Origin of the sequence: Dietzia psychralcaliphila, from assembly GCF_003096095.1 — a bacterium.
GTDB lineage: Bacteria > Actinomycetota > Actinomycetes > Mycobacteriales > Mycobacteriaceae > Dietzia > Dietzia psychralcaliphila.
In genome coordinates this window covers 2,845,265-2,859,711 of sequence record NZ_CP015453.1, presented here as the reverse complement: position 1 = coordinate 2,859,711, position 14,447 = coordinate 2,845,265, and the positions used below count along the sequence as shown (strand labels likewise).

At 69.2% G+C, this 14,447-nt stretch carries 12 protein-coding genes; 5 read left to right on the top strand and 7 right to left on the bottom strand.

Features of this window, described 5'->3' with window-relative positions; translation table 11 throughout:
• Window positions 1-123: 123 nt before the first annotated feature.
• The 4 genes from A6048_RS13165 (at window position 124) to A6048_RS18515 (ending at window position 4,479) form a co-directional block, all read left to right on the top strand.
• Window positions 124-1,188 (top strand): hypothetical protein, encoded by a 1,065-nt coding sequence (locus tag A6048_RS13165; RefSeq protein WP_107746084.1) that lies wholly within the window; start codon window positions 124-126, stop codon window positions 1,186-1,188.
• A gap of 147 nt (window positions 1,189-1,335) precedes the next feature.
• On the top strand, window positions 1,336-2,103 hold the full coding sequence (locus A6048_RS13160; RefSeq protein WP_107746086.1) for a hypothetical protein: 768 nt from the start codon (window positions 1,336-1,338) through the stop codon (window positions 2,101-2,103).
• Between the two features lie 376 nt (window positions 2,104-2,479).
• On the top strand, window positions 2,480-3,712 hold the full coding sequence (locus tag A6048_RS13155) for a hypothetical protein (protein ID WP_107746088.1): 1,233 nt from the start codon (window positions 2,480-2,482) through the stop codon (window positions 3,710-3,712).
• Window positions 3,713-3,867: 155 nt separating this feature from the next.
• Window positions 3,868-4,479: a hypothetical protein gene (locus A6048_RS18515; protein ID WP_200837290.1), complete on the top strand. Its 612-nt coding sequence runs from the start codon at window positions 3,868-3,870 to the stop codon at window positions 4,477-4,479.
• Window positions 4,480-4,603: 124 nt separating this feature from the next.
• Here A6048_RS18515 and A6048_RS13145 read toward each other — a convergent pair whose 3' ends face one another.
• Together A6048_RS13145 and menE are read right to left on the bottom strand one after the other, a co-directional pair.
• Window positions 4,604-5,545 carry a 1,4-dihydroxy-2-naphthoate polyprenyltransferase gene (locus tag A6048_RS13145; RefSeq protein WP_200837291.1) on the bottom strand — a complete coding sequence of 314 codons (942 nt, stop codon included), beginning with the start codon at window positions 5,543-5,545 and terminating at the stop codon, window positions 4,604-4,606.
• Entirely contained in the window at window positions 5,542-6,744 is a 1,203-nt protein-coding gene (menE, locus tag A6048_RS13140) for an o-succinylbenzoate--CoA ligase (protein WP_107746639.1), read from the bottom strand. Before menE ends, A6048_RS13145 begins: the two co-directional genes overlap by 4 nt.
• A 464-nt stretch (window positions 6,745-7,208) precedes the next feature.
• Between menE and A6048_RS13135 the strand changes: the two genes are divergently transcribed.
• Window positions 7,209-7,877 carry a JAB domain-containing protein gene (locus tag A6048_RS13135; RefSeq protein WP_107746090.1) on the top strand — a complete coding sequence of 223 codons (669 nt, stop codon included), beginning with the start codon at window positions 7,209-7,211 and terminating at the stop codon, window positions 7,875-7,877.
• Here the strand turns inward: A6048_RS13135 and A6048_RS13130 are convergent.
• From A6048_RS13130 to hsdR, 5 genes are all read right to left on the bottom strand, one after another.
• A complete protein-coding gene (locus tag A6048_RS13130) occupies window positions 7,861-8,994 on the bottom strand; it encodes a restriction endonuclease subunit S (RefSeq protein ID WP_107746092.1) in 1,134 nt (377 codons plus the stop codon). The two genes, A6048_RS13135 and A6048_RS13130, sit on opposite strands and share 17 nt — an antisense overlap.
• A complete protein-coding gene (locus A6048_RS13125) occupies window positions 8,991-10,481 on the bottom strand; it encodes a class I SAM-dependent DNA methyltransferase (RefSeq protein ID WP_107746094.1) in 1,491 nt (496 codons plus the stop codon). Before A6048_RS13125 ends, A6048_RS13130 begins: the two co-directional genes overlap by 4 nt.
• Window positions 10,478-11,338, bottom strand: coding sequence for a nucleotidyl transferase AbiEii/AbiGii toxin family protein (locus A6048_RS13120; protein ID WP_107746096.1), 861 nt, complete (start codon window positions 11,336-11,338; stop codon window positions 10,478-10,480). Before A6048_RS13120 ends, A6048_RS13125 begins: the two co-directional genes overlap by 4 nt.
• Window positions 11,335-11,931 (bottom strand): type IV toxin-antitoxin system AbiEi family antitoxin domain-containing protein, encoded by a 597-nt coding sequence (locus A6048_RS13115; protein WP_107746098.1) that lies wholly within the window; start codon window positions 11,929-11,931, stop codon window positions 11,335-11,337. The genes A6048_RS13120 and A6048_RS13115 overlap by 4 nt, the downstream gene beginning before the upstream one ends.
• Window positions 11,932-12,015: 84 nt before the next feature.
• Window positions 12,016-14,442, bottom strand: coding sequence for an EcoAI/FtnUII family type I restriction enzme subunit R (gene hsdR / locus A6048_RS13110; RefSeq protein ID WP_107746100.1), 2,427 nt, complete (start codon window positions 14,440-14,442; stop codon window positions 12,016-12,018).
• Between the last annotated feature and the right edge of the window lie 5 nt (window positions 14,443-14,447).

Sequence of the window (14,447 nt, the reverse complement as noted above, 5' to 3'; positions counted from 1 at the left end):
GAGTGTATTGACCGTCCGACACCCCGGGCCAACCTGTGGCCACTGTGACCGATGTGACGTATGGTACTGGTGTGACTGGGCTGCCCCGGTCGTGCCCCGCCCTTCGGACGACAAGGTGAACCCATGTTCCAGCACCGCCCCCGCAGCACCGCCCCTCGCACCCGTTCGCTCGCACTCGGTGGCGCCCTGGCGGCGCTCGCCGTGGTCGGGGGCGGGACCGTCGTCGCCGTGTCCGCGCCGTCCGAGGTCGCCGCCGGCGACATCCTCCTGGCCCAGAACGCCACGGGTCAGGACGCGACGGCCCAGGATGCGACCGCCCAGGAGATGGAACTGGGGGTCCCGGTGAACCTCGACCTCGAGCCCGTGGTGGCGCAGGCCGCCGGTGGGACGATCCCGGCAGGGACCACCATCCAGGTCACGGGCCTGCCCGACGGCCTCGCCCAGGACGGCTGGGTGATCTCCGGGACCCCCACCCGCGCGGGCGACTACGACGTGCTGGTCACCGTCTCCAACGGCGCCGTGTCCCAGTCCGAGAAGCTCACGGTCACCGTGGTCGACGCGTCCGGCGCCGCTGCGGCGGCCACGACCACCACCGCCACCGAGTCCGGCGACGAGTCCGGGGTGGACGGTGCTGTCGACGATGGTGCTGTTGACGACGGTGCTGTTGACGACGAGGGGGCCGCGACGGACCCCGCCGCTACGACCACCACCGCGCAGGCCGCCCCGACCCTCTCTGCCGTTCCCGGCGCCCCGGCGGCCGATGCCGTGGTGCCCGACGGAACCGACGAGGACCCGACCGGCTCCGAGCTCGACCCGACGGGTGACGACGGCGAGACGGGCACCTCGCCCGACCTGTGCGCGGTCCTCGGAGACGGCGAGATGGACGGCGCCTCCCTGACGAGCCTCCTGCCGGCCCTCACCGGAGACGACGACTCCGCGTCCTCCGGCCTGATCCTGATGCTGCTCAACGCGGTCGTCGGCATGCTGCCCTCGGTCCTCGGCGAGACCGGTTCGATGCAGGACCTGGGTTCGGCCGGCCAGATCCTGTGCACCATCTCGCCCGCGCTCCTGGGCGGCGAGCCCGCCGCCGGGGTCGATACCGAGACCGGGGGAGCCGCGGCTCTCGGCAGCGCCCCGGCCGAGTTGCTCGGCATGTTCACCACCGGCGCCGGCAGCCTCGGCGACTGACCGGTAGGGCACACCGCGGAAGGCCCCACGGCGGACGGCCCGGCGGGATACAGTCCTCCTGTCGACAGCAGGCGCCCCCCGACAGCGGTGGCGCGTGACAGCGTCCGTCGCACTCTGGTCCGTCGCCATCTAAGGGGTCTCATCGCCATGTCCACCCGCAGGGTCGTCACCGCCTCCGCCGCCGCACTCATGGCGGTCGCACTCTCCGTACCGTTCGTCAACGCCCAGGCCGGTGACACCGGGTCCGCGAGCTCGGAGCTGGGCAGCCTGGACGCGGGCAGTCTCCTGGGGGGCAGCCTCGAGGGTGGAAGTCTCTCCGGCGGAAGCGGCGAGGGTGCCGGGGGCGACAGTGACACGGGGAGCTCCGGAGCGGGGGGTTCCGGGGACGGCAGCTCCGGCGACGAGGGCAGCCTCGACTCCGAGAGTTCGGAGGACACCAGTGTCGGTGAGCTCGTCCCCGAGTCCGAGGCGACGTGTGAGCTGCCCGATCTCGGCGGTTCGGTCGCCAAGTTCTATCCGTTGTTCGGCATCTCGGGTGTGCCGACCGCGGTCCTCGACTTCGTCACCTCCGCCCTCGGAACCTTCCCGAACCTGCTCGACGTGGTCGCGGGGCCCGGCGGCGGGGCGAATCTGGTGGGGCAGACCGGATCGCTCACCGAGCCGCTGTGCACCACCGTCTTCGGTGGCCAGATGGCCCTGCCGCCGGTCACCGTGATCGTTGACGGGGACGGGAATCCCGTCACCACCGTCACCGGCACCGTGGCGCCCGGCGGTACCGGGGCCGGCAGCAGCGGCAGCGGAGCGGAGGCGTCCACCTCGAGCTCCGCCTCGGCCGAGAACGACTCCGACTCCGACTCTGATTCCGGGACGGGCGCCGTCGCGCTACCGACCAGCGTCCCGACGCCCGGAGCCTGACCGCCGGCCCATCCCTGGTCATCACGGCCCGGTCCCCTGACGGGGGCCGGGCCGCGGTCGTCTCCGGGCCCTGTCTTCTCACGAGCCCCTGTCTTCTCACGGGCCCCTGCCTTCCAATGGGCCCCTGTCGTCTACAGGGCCCTGTCTTTCACCGGCCCCTGACATCACCGGTGCACGTGCGCCGTTCGATAAACGGGTGCCAATCTCAGCGGGAATACCCCAGGGGTGTGTTACCAGTGTAATTGGTGAGACTCCTGTGACAATAGTGACAGTTGTAGACATATGATGTGCATGTGGTTAGAGTGACTCTTGTAATGGTCTGCGCTCCCATATCCGGGGAGTGAGCGATCCGAACCCCTCCGGAAGGAACCAGCCGATGCGTGCTCGCCTCGCCCGCCCTCGTCGTATCGTCCGGGGTCGCCTTGTCGCCCCCGTCGCAGCCGCAGCGGCGGTCGCCCTCGTGGGCGGCGTCGTCGTCGCCACTCCCGATGCACCCACCGTGCGCGGTGACGTCCAGACCGTCGCCGTTTCCGCGCCGGCCGTCAACGCCGGCGCCTCCTACTCCTTCGACATCCAGGGCCTCGCGGCGGCCGGCGACTGGGCCGGGATCGTCATCACGGACGTCACCGGCCTGCCCGAGGGGTTGACCTACGCGAACGGCGTCATCTCCGGGACCGCCGCGGCCGCAGGTGTGTACAACGTGTCTGTCGTCGGGACGCTCGGTGGCCAGGTCGTCACGATCCCCGTGACCCTCACGATCAACAACGCCGACGGCACCGCCCCGGTCGGAGCTGGCGCAGAGGCCGGTTCCGCGGGCGCCGTCGAGGGCAGCCTCGGAGGCGAGGCCCAGGCCGGCGGCCAGATCACCACGGGATCTGCCGGCACGGACGCCATTCTCGGGGCCGTCGTGGGCATCGTGACCTCCCTCGGTGGAGGGTCCGCGGCCGAAATGGTGACCGGATCGCTCGGCACCGGCGAGACCAACCCCGACGCGCCGGGACAGACCCCCGCCGGGCCGTTCGGGAGCGATGCCAACGGGCAGATCGACCTCGGCAGCCTGGGTGGTGGCACCCCGGACGGCGACACGACCACACCCGACACCGGATCGCCGGTCCTGCCGGGCTCGACGGGGAACGCCGGTGGAGACGCCACCGGCGAGGTCACCGGTGGGCTCGACACCCAGAGCCTGGGCCCGTTGGGCTCGCTGCTCGACACCGGCGGCCAGACCGGTTCGACCACCGACGGTGAGACCACCACCGGTGGCGACCTCACCACGGGTGGTGGGCTGAACACCGTCGCGCAGATCGAGGTACCGGGCTCGTCCTCGCCCGTCGACACCGGTTCCCTCGGTGCGCTCGCCCCCGGACTCGCCTTCACCGGAATCGCCCTGCTCGGCCTGGCCGGGCTGGGACTGGCGCTGGGCGGAGGGTCGTCGACCCCGGGTTCGACCGCGTTCCTGCCGGCGCTGCCGGGAACGTCCACCGGCGGTTCCAGCAACGGTGGCGGAAACGAGGGCGGCTCCTCCGGTTCAACCGCTCCGACCGTCGCGGCGGGTGCTCCCAGCACCGTCCAGGCCCCCGGCCCGACCGTCGCCAACGGTCGCGGCTGAGGCCTCGAACTCCCGGCGGCCGCGTAGGTCGCCGGTGACCACGTCCACCCCGAGTCCTTCTCACATGATGAGAAGGCCTCGGGGTGACGTGCATTCGTGGGTTACCGTGGCCGGGTCCGCGCTCGGCACGCCCCAGTGACCCCCGAAAGGCCTGTATGCGTCTCTCCCGTCCCGTCATCGCCTCCGCCGCCGCCCTCTCCGCCATGGCTGCGATCGGTGTGGCGTCGGGTCAGGCCGGGTCCCCCGAGACCGCGCCCGTCGTGGTGGAGGCCACGGACCTGGCCCCGGCCGCGTTGCCGGCTCTCACCTTCCCGGTGGGGGTCTACATGGAGAACCGGGTCAGCGACCAGGTATCCCTGCCGCCCGGTGCGACCCTGCAGTTCCAGGGCCTGCCCCCGGGATTGACCTACGATCCGCGGACCACCGCCATCAAGGGTGTGCCCACCACACCGGGTGTCTACCGGCCCGTGGCCACCGCCTACATCGCCGGCATCCCGGTGCGGACCGAGTCCACGACCGTCACCATCACCGGTCGCGCAGGCGGGGGAGCCCCAGCGCCCGCTCCTGCCCCTGCGCCCGCTCCTGCTCCCGCGCCGGCTCCTGCTCCCGTGGCGACCCCGGCGCCCGGCACCATCAACATCGCCGATATCCGGGCCCTGCCCCTGCCCGAGCCGGTCAAGGACGCGCTGCTCGGCGCCGCACTGGCGATCAACGACGGCATCCAGGCCGCCTGGAACACCGTGCCCGACGGTTCGCTCGGCAAGTAGGCCGGGCGAGCGGGCTGCTCACACAGACCGGGCGAGCGGGCTGCTCAGGTAGGCCGGGCGAACAGGCCACTTCTGGCCGGGCGAGCGGCCCACTCGACGGGACCGTAGCGGCGCACCTGCGGTTCTACAGCGAGGCGATCAGCATCCCCGAACTGACTAGCACGCTCCACGCGAGCATGGCCAACCCGGCCACCGCGAGCGCGGGGATGAGCCCGGCGCCCGTGGCCCGCGCCCGCACCGGAGCATTGGCCTTCCACGCCACCGGCATCGCCAGCAGGCCCAGGAGCGCCCACGGCGTCGCGGGGACCAGTGCCACCGTGGCCAGGAGCGGTACCAACAACTCCAGCACGGCGTGAAGCCCTCGGGTCCGTGAATCCCCCAGGCGGACGGCGAGCGTGATCTTGCCCGCCTCGGTGTCCGACGGGATGTCGCGCAGGTTGTTGGTGAGGTTGACCGCACACGAGAAGCTGCCTACCGCGATCGCCGCGACCACGGCGTACCAGGTGACGGACCCGAGCTGGGTGAACTGCGTGCCGAGCACCGCCACCAGGCCGAAGAACACGAACACTGCCACCTCGCCGAGCCCGCGGTACCCGTACGGCGAGGACCCGCCCGTGTAGAACCACGCCGCCAGGATGCACAGCAGGCCCACCACGATCAGCCACGGAGCGGAGAGCCAGCTCAACACCACGCCGGCGATCCCGCCCAGCGCCAGGAACGCGAACGCGGCCCATTTCACCGTCGCCGGGCGGGCCAGTCCCGAGCCCACCAGGCGCAGCGGGCCCACGCGGTCGTCGTCCGTGCCGCGGATACCGTCGGAGTAGTCGTTGGCGAAGTTGACCCCCACGATGAACGACCACGCGACCACCAGCGCCAGCAGCGCCTTCCACCAGACGAACCCGCCGGCCAGGCCCGCGGCAGCCGAGCCCACGAGTACCGGCGCGAACGCGTTGGGCCACGTGCGGGGCCGCGCCCCCTCCAGCCAGTCGGACAGGGCGGCGCCGGTGGGCTCGGCATGCGGCTCGGCAGGCGGCTCGGCGGGGGAGAAGTCGGTCTCGCGGGTCATCCCCCGATTGTCCCATCGACGAACCCGGCCGCGAACGCCCGCCGGTCGACCTTGCCGCCCGGCAGCGTGGGAAGTGTGTCCACCACCGCCACCACGCCGGGCGCCGAGTGCGCCCCGAGCAGCGCCGTCACGTGTGCCCGGAGCTCGTCCGGCGTCGCCGTGGACCGCAGAGTGACCGCCGCGACGGGCAGTGTGCCGAGGCGGGCATCCGGGATCCCGACGACGACGACGTCGACCACCGCGGCGTGCCGCCGGAGCGCGTCCTCGACCGCTTGCGGGAGGAGCGTCAATCCACCCACACTCAACGCCTCGTCGAGCCTCCCGAGGATCCGCAGTCTGCCATCCTCGCCGACCCGACCGGCGTCGTCGGTGCGGAACCACCCCTGCCGGGCGAACGCCGGGTGACCGGGTGCGTTCCGGTACCCCAGCGCCAGCTGCGGTCCGGCCAGCCAGACGCGCCCCTCGTCGTCGTCGATCTCCATCTCCACCCCGTCGAGCGGCAGACCGTCGTAGACGCACCCGCCGGCGGTCTCGCTCATGCCGTAGGTCCGCACCACCCGGATCCCGGCCCGAGCGGCGCGGGCGAGCAGCACCGGCGCGGCCGCGGCCCCGCCCAGCAGCACGGCGTCGAGCGAGGCCAGGGCGGCGACGGCCTCGGGTGGGCCCTCGTCGAAGACCTTGGCCAGCTGGCCGGGGACCAGGGAGGTGTACGCGCGTGTCGCGCCGCCCGCGTTGGTCTGCGAACCCGTGCAGGCGGCGACCGCGTCGGGCAGCGCGGCGGGATCAAATCCTCCGGTCACGTCCACCACCACCGGCTCGTGGCCGGCTCGCAGGCTTCGCAGGATCACCTGCAGGCCCGCGATGTGGTGCCCGGGAAGCGCCAGGAGCCAGCGGCCCGGCCCGCCGAGAAACACATCAGTGGCGGAAGCCGAGGCGGCCAACGCGGCGGCCGACAGCATCGCGCCCTTGGGGTCGCCGGTCGAGCCGGAGGTGCTCACCACGAGGGCGGCGCGGTCGTCGATCGGTTCTCCCGGCCGCTGGGTCCGCTCGAGGAGCAGTGTGCGGGCGGGATCGTCGGCCGGGACCGGCAGTAGCGCGGGGCCGCGGTCGGCCAGCAGTTGCTCGAACGTCGGGAACAGCTCGGCCACTGCCGGGCCGCCGGGGACGGGCAGGGTGCGCAGCTCACGGGTGGCGGGCATGTCGCAGGGTTTGGCCATGGTCTGCAGACCCTATCCGGGGCTGTGCCCCCCCGAGCCAACCCATCGCGAGCCGCGCCGCTACCCCGTTGCGCCGCGTAGACCGGACTGACTGCCGAGCGCCCGCAGATGCCCATTGCGGTGTCCAACGCCTGAGCCGATGCTGTGGCGTTTGGGACCTACAGCGGGTGTTCGCGAGCCGGGACCCGAGTATGGCCCCGCCGCCGTCCGCTGCGCCGATGACCCCGGTCGCGGCCAGCCCCCGCGGTCCGGTGGGATGGACACCGTATGGCCGCCGCGTTCGGCGACAATCCCAGTTTGCGCTCCGAATGCGCGACTAACCGCCTGGCGTCTTAGTGCCCGCACAGTCGGGTTGGCTCCATGGTCCTGTGGATGGTTGTCGACATCTTCCACAAGGCGCTTCGAGGGGTGGACGCTATGGTGGCCGGCTACCTACGGTCGGTCCCATGGCCACCCCGTTCAGGGATCTCCCCGCCCACGACCTCCCTCGTGAGCGGCTCGTACGTTTCGGTCCTGCAGCTCTCAGCGACACCGAGCTGATCGCCATCCATGTCGGGTCCGGTGTGGCGGGTCAGAACGCGGTCGCTCTGGCCACGCGGCTCGTTGCCGAGTTCGGCTCGCTCGCCGGACTGGCCCGGGCCACCGCGGCGGACCTCGGCCGGTTGCCTGGAATCGGCCCGGCCAAGGCATGCCGGATCGTGGCGGCGTTCGCGCTCGCCGGCCGCGTCCAGGGCCCGGCCGAGGGGCGGATCCTCGGCTCGTCGGCTGACATCGCCACCGTCGCCATCCCCGTGATCGGCTCCGCCACGCGGGAGGAGGTCCTGGTGGTGGTGGCCGACGGCCGCAACCGGGTGACGCGTGTGGAGTCGGTGGCGCGGGGAGGGTCGACGACGACGAGCCTGCCGATCCGTGAAGTGTTGGCCGTCGCGTTGCGTCACGATGGGGCCGCCTTCGCGCTCGCGCACAATCACCCGGCGGGGGATCCCACTCCGAGTGCCGCCGACCGCGCCGCCACCGACCGGATCCGATCCGCCGCGGAGGAGGTGGGACTCCGCTTCCTCGACCACGTTGTGGTGGCCGGCGACGCCTGGCGGAGCGTCAGCGCATCGCGGTGAAGATCTCGTTCCGGGCGGAGGGAAGTAGTGCGGCCGCGAGTTCGTTGCGGCGGGCGCGGAGCGCGTTCGTTCGATCTCGTTGAAGCGACAACTCGCTGACTCGGTTCTGAGTCGCAAGATCAGGTAGCGGAATTGACACGTTCGCGCAATTCTTGACCGAAAGCGTCCTATTCCGTCCGGCTGAACCTGGTGAGCATTCCGCCAGGCTTTTAATCCCGTTCGGATTGGTCAGGTGCGCCGCAATGAATCGAGGATTGACTCTGGCTGAATCCGCTACCCAAGTCATGAACCTGTGCGAGCCAATTAGCCCAGAATGGTGGGACTCGGCAATGGCGACGGCCCCTTCCCAGGCGAAGACGTTGCTTATCAACAAATCGTCTTTCTCGACCCAGAACACCCGCTTTTCGCCGATGTCCGCTCCGTCACGTGGGGTCTTCGCAAAGGCGCCCTTTCCGAAGGACCTTAACCCGATCTCCGTAGCTGTCGAGCCGGGCTCAATTTTTGCTGTACGACGTTCGAGTTCGAATACCTCCCCTAAGGGGACGTGAGGCGCGCTAGTTCGAACGTGTTCGAGGAGCGAATGCAGCGGTTCAACGACGGAGCCTTTGCGATCTAAATCGGAAGTGTTGCCTAACTGATGCAGATGCTCGGCGATTCGGGTCTGGTCAGCGAGCGAGGGGAGCGGGACGAGAGCACTCTCAAGTTTCGCGCGGCTCAAGAGCTTGTTTCGCACCTGGGTTCCGGGGCTACAGCGGCGCATCAGTTCGTGCCCGGCGGTCGATCTGAAGAACTGCCCGAAGAAATCCAGGCAGGCAAGGCTCTCGGCTCGGGGTACGTACGGGTAGAACCGACTTGAGCAAACCCTCGATTCGTCAGCAGGTTCTGCGAGTGCCGCAGCACCTTCCCAAGCTTGGATGTTACTGAAGATGAGGGAAGGCGCAGGAAAAGTGAAGTACTTCATCGACCCCATTTCAGTCCCTGCGCACGCGGGGTAGCGAATCAAACCCTTGCCCCACGATAGGATTCCGATTTTCCGATACTCGGCCGTTGGTTCGATGGCAACGGGCTCCCGTTCCATGCGGAAGACCTCCCCGAACGGCACCCACTCGACCTTCACAGCTCGAACTCCGCGATGGCCGCCTGCATTTCCTCATAGACCGCCAGGAGTTCCTTCTCTGTCTGAATCAACTCGGCAACTAGCTCGGCGGGCGGCCGCTGGTCCAGCGCGTCGGGGCGGTGGGGGTTGTGTAGGTCGAGGTTGAATCCGCCGGCCTCGATATCTGCGAAATCGACCTTCCACGCCTGTTCGTTCTCGACTCTGCCCTCGCGGCTCGCGCCGCCCCACCACCGCTGGCAGGGCTCGAACTCCTCGTAGCGCATGGGCTTGGTCTTAGTGTAGTTCTTGCGCCCCTCCGGCGGCGGCACCTCGTAGAACCACACCGGGCCCTGCTCACCCTTCTCGAAGAACAGGATGTTCGAGGGGATGAGGGTGTACGGAGCAAAGACGCCGTTGGGGAGGCGGACCACAGTGTGCAGGTTGAACCGCGTCAGAAGATCATTCTTGATCCGCCCGCCCACGCCGGTGTCGAAGAGCACCGAGTTGGGCACGACGATCCCGCATCGCCCGCGCGGGCTCTTCTCGATGCGAGCCATGACGGACTGCAAGAAGAGCCACACCGTCTCGGAGGTGCGGAAGGTGGTGGGGAAGTTCTCGAGGATCAGCCGCTCCTCCTCGCCACCGAACGGAGGGTTGGTCATCACCACGTCCACGCCGTCCCGCTTGACCTCAGACAGCGGGTGGATGAGCGCGTTGCCCTCGGTGACGTTGGGCCGATCCACGCCTTGGAGCAGGAGGTTCATCTGGCACAGCAGGTAGGGTAGGCCCTTCTTCTCGATCCCGCGCAACCCGGCGGAGACCTTCTCATGATCAGCGGCCGAGATGTCCCCGGCGGTCATGTGCCGGTAGGCCTCGGAGAGGAACCCGCCCGTCCCGCACGCGGGGTCCAGGACCTTCTCGCCGGGCCTCGGGTCGACCTGGTCCACCACGAACCTGATCACCGGACGAGGGGTGTAGAACTCGCCGGAGTCACCGGCGGCGTCCCGCATCTCCTTGAGCATGGTCTCGTAGAACATGGCCATGGTGTGCACCTCGTCACGGGAGGTAAAGCTGATCTTGTCCACCTGGTCGACCAGCTGCCGGAGTAGGTGCCCGGACTGCATCCGGTTCCGAACGTCGGCGAAGACGTGCCCCAGCGTGTCGTGGGGGTCCCCGGGCCGACCCGATCCGTGGACGGTGCGCAGGTGCGGAATCAACCGCTCGTTGACGAAGGCGATCAGGGGGGCGCCGGTGACGGACTTCTCGTGCGCCCAGGTGGACCAGCGGAGCGGCTGGGGGAGTGCGGGCTCGTAGGCCTCGTCGACCAGCGCGCGCTCCTCCTCGAGGTCGTCGAAGGCTTTAAGGAACAGCAGCCACGCCAGCTGAGGCAGGCGGTCCAGCTCGCCGTTCAGCCCCGCGTCCTTGCGCATGATCTGCCGGGAGGTCTTGATGACCGACTGGAGCCGGGCCTGGGTGGTGGGTTCCTTCGCGGTGACGCGGGCGCTCATGGGAGGTCTTTCTCGGTCGGGGGCGTGCGGGACAGTGCGATCAAGTACGTCTCGCGGACGGCGCGGAACGCGGAGGCGTGGTCGGGGTAAGTGAGCCCGAGATCAGCCGCCATGGCGGCGAACGGCTCGGCCCACGACCCGGGCGGTGGTTCGAGGTCGGCCGGTGGCGCCTCGCCGTCGCGATCGGTAAAGACCGCGGTGAGTCGCACGCCCAACCGCGTCGGATCGACGAGGCCACGGTCCAGGAGCAATGCGAGGTCGACGAGGTCTTTGACGCGGGACGACGGGCGGTTGTGCGCGTAGATCCGCGAGTAGGCGTGCAGCTTCTCGGCTGCGTGCCGGTCTACGTCTACGGCGGGGACGGTGAACGCCTCGCCGAGCAGGAGCGGTTCGACGAGCAGGTGCTCCACCTCGTCGTCGTCAAGGTGGTCGGCGGTGACGACGTCGAGGGTGACGACCCCGAACTCGGTCGACCCGAGATAGGCCTCGATCACCACCCGCCACGTGGTGGGAAGCTCGTCCTCCGCGCGGACGGGCCGGGGCGCTCGGGCGACTAGGCGGAAGCCGTCTCCCGGATCGTGGTCCAACGCCTCGTCGAGGAGGTCGTGCAACTCGTCGGCGTCGGGAGATCCGGCGCTGAGTCGAGCCAGGTCGAGGTCCTTGGTGCTGCGGGCGTCAAGCCAGAGACGGGTCTCCAAGGCGAACCCGCCCTTGAGGACCCAGCGACTGTCCGCCGCGAGACGCCGCAGGACGAGCTGGAAGAGCAGACGGTTGCGTAGGCGGAGCGGATCAACTCGGTGCTCGGCGGCGAGGTTGCGCAGCCGGTGATTGACGCTCCGGGCGCGGGCGTCAGTCACTGGCCCACGGTTCCCAACGCGCGCTCGAAGCGGAGCGCGGCGACGGCGGGCAGGTCGTGCGCGAGGCGGCGGAGGCGGCGCTCCGTGGTGTCCCCGCGGGCGAGGGCGCCACGGACCGCGTCGTCGACGATTTCCTGCGAGACTGATTCGGTCCCCGCGACGTCGGCGAGTGTGCGTGGGATCGAGGTGACCGACCAACCGTGGTGGTCGATTCGGTCGGCTGGATCAAGCTCACCGATGTGGGTGACCACGAAATCGTCTTGGGCGCGGAACCCCGGGGGCACCGTCAGGTGCAGGCGCGCCGGGTCGGCGTCTGAGAGAATGTGGGCACGAAGAGCCGACTCGTGCGAGACAACTCCGCGACCCCGGCTCCACAGGGTCCACCTGACATACTCGTCCTCGGGACTGGGCGGCCAGTCGGGGAGTCGGAAGATGCCACGGTCGACTCTGGTCCAGTTCCCGGCGTCCACGTGGTACTTCTGCGCCTGGTGCGAGTACCCGGCCTCTACGGCCTGGGCGGAAGAGAAATAGCCCGCCTGACCGAACGCGACCGCGTGTAGGCGGCGGCGTAGGTCGAGCGAGGAGGCGGTCATGCAAGGAGCCTACCATCGGCGCGAAATCAAAGAACCGTATAGTTTCGCGTCAATTGTTTTCGCGAAACTAAAGTAAGTGTGTAGCTACGCGCCGTAGAGCCAGTCGGGAACCTGGCGTACTGCCTCGCGCAGAGCGTCTGGGCCGCCCATCGCACTGGCGATCTCGGAAATGCTCCCCGCGTTAGAGATCGGCCGGAGCCGGACGGTGCGCATCGAGATGTCGTCGATGCCGAATCCCTCGTACCGCTGGAGGAGCCCGACGAGAACGGCTCGGCCGGCCTCGCTTTGGGCGCGGATCTCCTCGGCGTGCGATTCCCGTGCACGGCGGGCCCGCTCGGCACGCGTCCGGACCGGCGTCTGGAACGCCATCGAGAGAAGTACGTCGAACAAGTCGGAACCCGACTCGTCTGCAAGTGCCCTGAGTCCGTCAACGTCGATTCCCCGCCCCGCCAGGGACTCGAGGATCTCGTGGCGGGTGGACTCGTCCGCCCACAGCGCGCCGAGCGAGGCGGCGTCACCGAAGCCGGACATGGTGCCCTCGACCACAGTCCGGACCTCGACCATCCGGGGCTCGCCGGTCGACCTGTCGATCACCATCGCCGCCTCCGAGGTCACCGTCACGATGCCGTCGACCACGACGTAAGTAGTTCGGGGCTCTCTGGTCCCGCCGGGGTTGTCGACGTCGTCAGGGTCCTCGGTCCGAAACTCGGGTTCGGGCTCGTTCAGCATCGGGTCGGCGGGCGCGGGGGCGCCGGTTCCGGTCGAGTCGCTACCGGGCTCGGAAGTGGAGTCGACGACGTCGCCACTGCCGTTCGTCGTCTCTATCGTGATGTCGGGGGGCGTGCCGTCGAAGTCCGGGTCACTGAAATGCTGAGAGGCACCGACGTAGTCGACCACCTCGAATGCAGCTTTTCCGCCCTCGGGGAAGAGCCTGGTGCCTCGGCCGACGATCTGCTTGAACTCGATGGACGAGCCCACCGGTCGGAAGATTACGACGTACCGCAGGTCGGGGACGTCAACGCCGGTGGACAGGAGCCGGGACGTGGTGGCGACGACCGGCGACGCCGACTCCGTGTCGCAGAACGCCTCGAGTAGACGCACCTTCTCCTCCTCCACGCCGACGATCCGGACGACCCATTCAGGATCCGCGCGGACGAGGTCCGGGTTCTCGGCGATGAGGGCGGACCGGACGTCGTCGGCATGCTGCGTGCTCACACAGAAGACGATCGCCTTGTGCTCAGAGTTCTGCCGAAGCAGCCCGGACAGGTGGTGGGCCATGGCCCTGGTGCGAGGCAGGAGTGAGAGGGCGCGCTCGTAGTCGCGAGTGGTGTACACCCCCGCCGGTATCTCGCGGCCGTAGAGATCCCGCTGCCCGGGGTCGGGCGTCCAGCCCTCGGCGTCGGCGTCGAGGATCACCCGCCGAATTCGGTAGGGAGCGAGGTAGCCGTCCTCGATCCCGTCGCGGAGGGAGTAGCGGTAGACAGGGTTGCCGAAGTACTCGTAGCTGTGGACCGTGTCGTCGCGCGGGGTGGCCGTGAGTCCGAGGTGGATCGCGGAGGCGAAGTGGTCGAGGGTGCCGCGCCATCGAGAGTTGGCGGTGGCACTTCCGCGATGGCACTCGTCGACGATGACGAGGTCGAAGAAGTCTCGGGGAAACTGCTCGAGGAGTTCCTCACCGACTGCCCCCTGGTGCAATGCCTGGTAGCTCGCGAAGTACAGCTCCCCGCTCTGGTCGGCGCCCAGCCGGACACGTTGCAGCCGCTCGTTGCCGAAGGCCGGACCGAAGTCGTTGCGCATCGGCTGAGTGAGGAGCACGTCCCGATCGGCCAGGTAGAGCACCCTGTAGTTTTCCTCGGGCCTCACTTTCTCCTGGTATCCGAGAATCTTGGCGACGATCTGCATCGCGGTGAACGTCTTGCCTGTGCCAGTGGCCATGAGGAGCAGGATCCGCTGATCACCTCGGGCGAGCGCCCGGAGGACCGCGCTGATCGCCAGCGCCTGGTAGTAGCGGGGTTCGTGGATCGTTCCGTCAGTCGAGACCTTCCTCCTACTGAGTGGCTCGAGGAGGAGGTCGGCCTCCGGCCCGTCGAGCTTCATGAATGTGCGGTAGGAGTCCCACGCCTCGACAGGCGTGGGGAATCCGTCCACCTTCCGTTCAGTCCCGGCCGAGCGGTCATGGACGATGATCTCGGACCCGTTCGTCGCGATGGCGAGGGGGACCTCGAGCTTCTTGGCGTAGTCGAGCGCCTGTTGGAGCCCATCTCGAGCCGAGCGGTACGCACGCTTGGCTTCGACGACGGCGACCGGCTGACCCGGGGCGATCTCGAGAACATAATCCACGCGCCGACCGGGGAGCGCCTGGACCGTGCCATCCGGTCCAGTTCGCATCGTCTGAGCGAGCGCATACTCCGGCGTGATCGCCTCTGCCGCCCAGCCAGCCGTGCGGAGGGCGGGCACCACAAGGTCGCGACACGTGTCGCGCTCGAGTGGGCCGCGCTGTTTGCTCGTCATGTGAG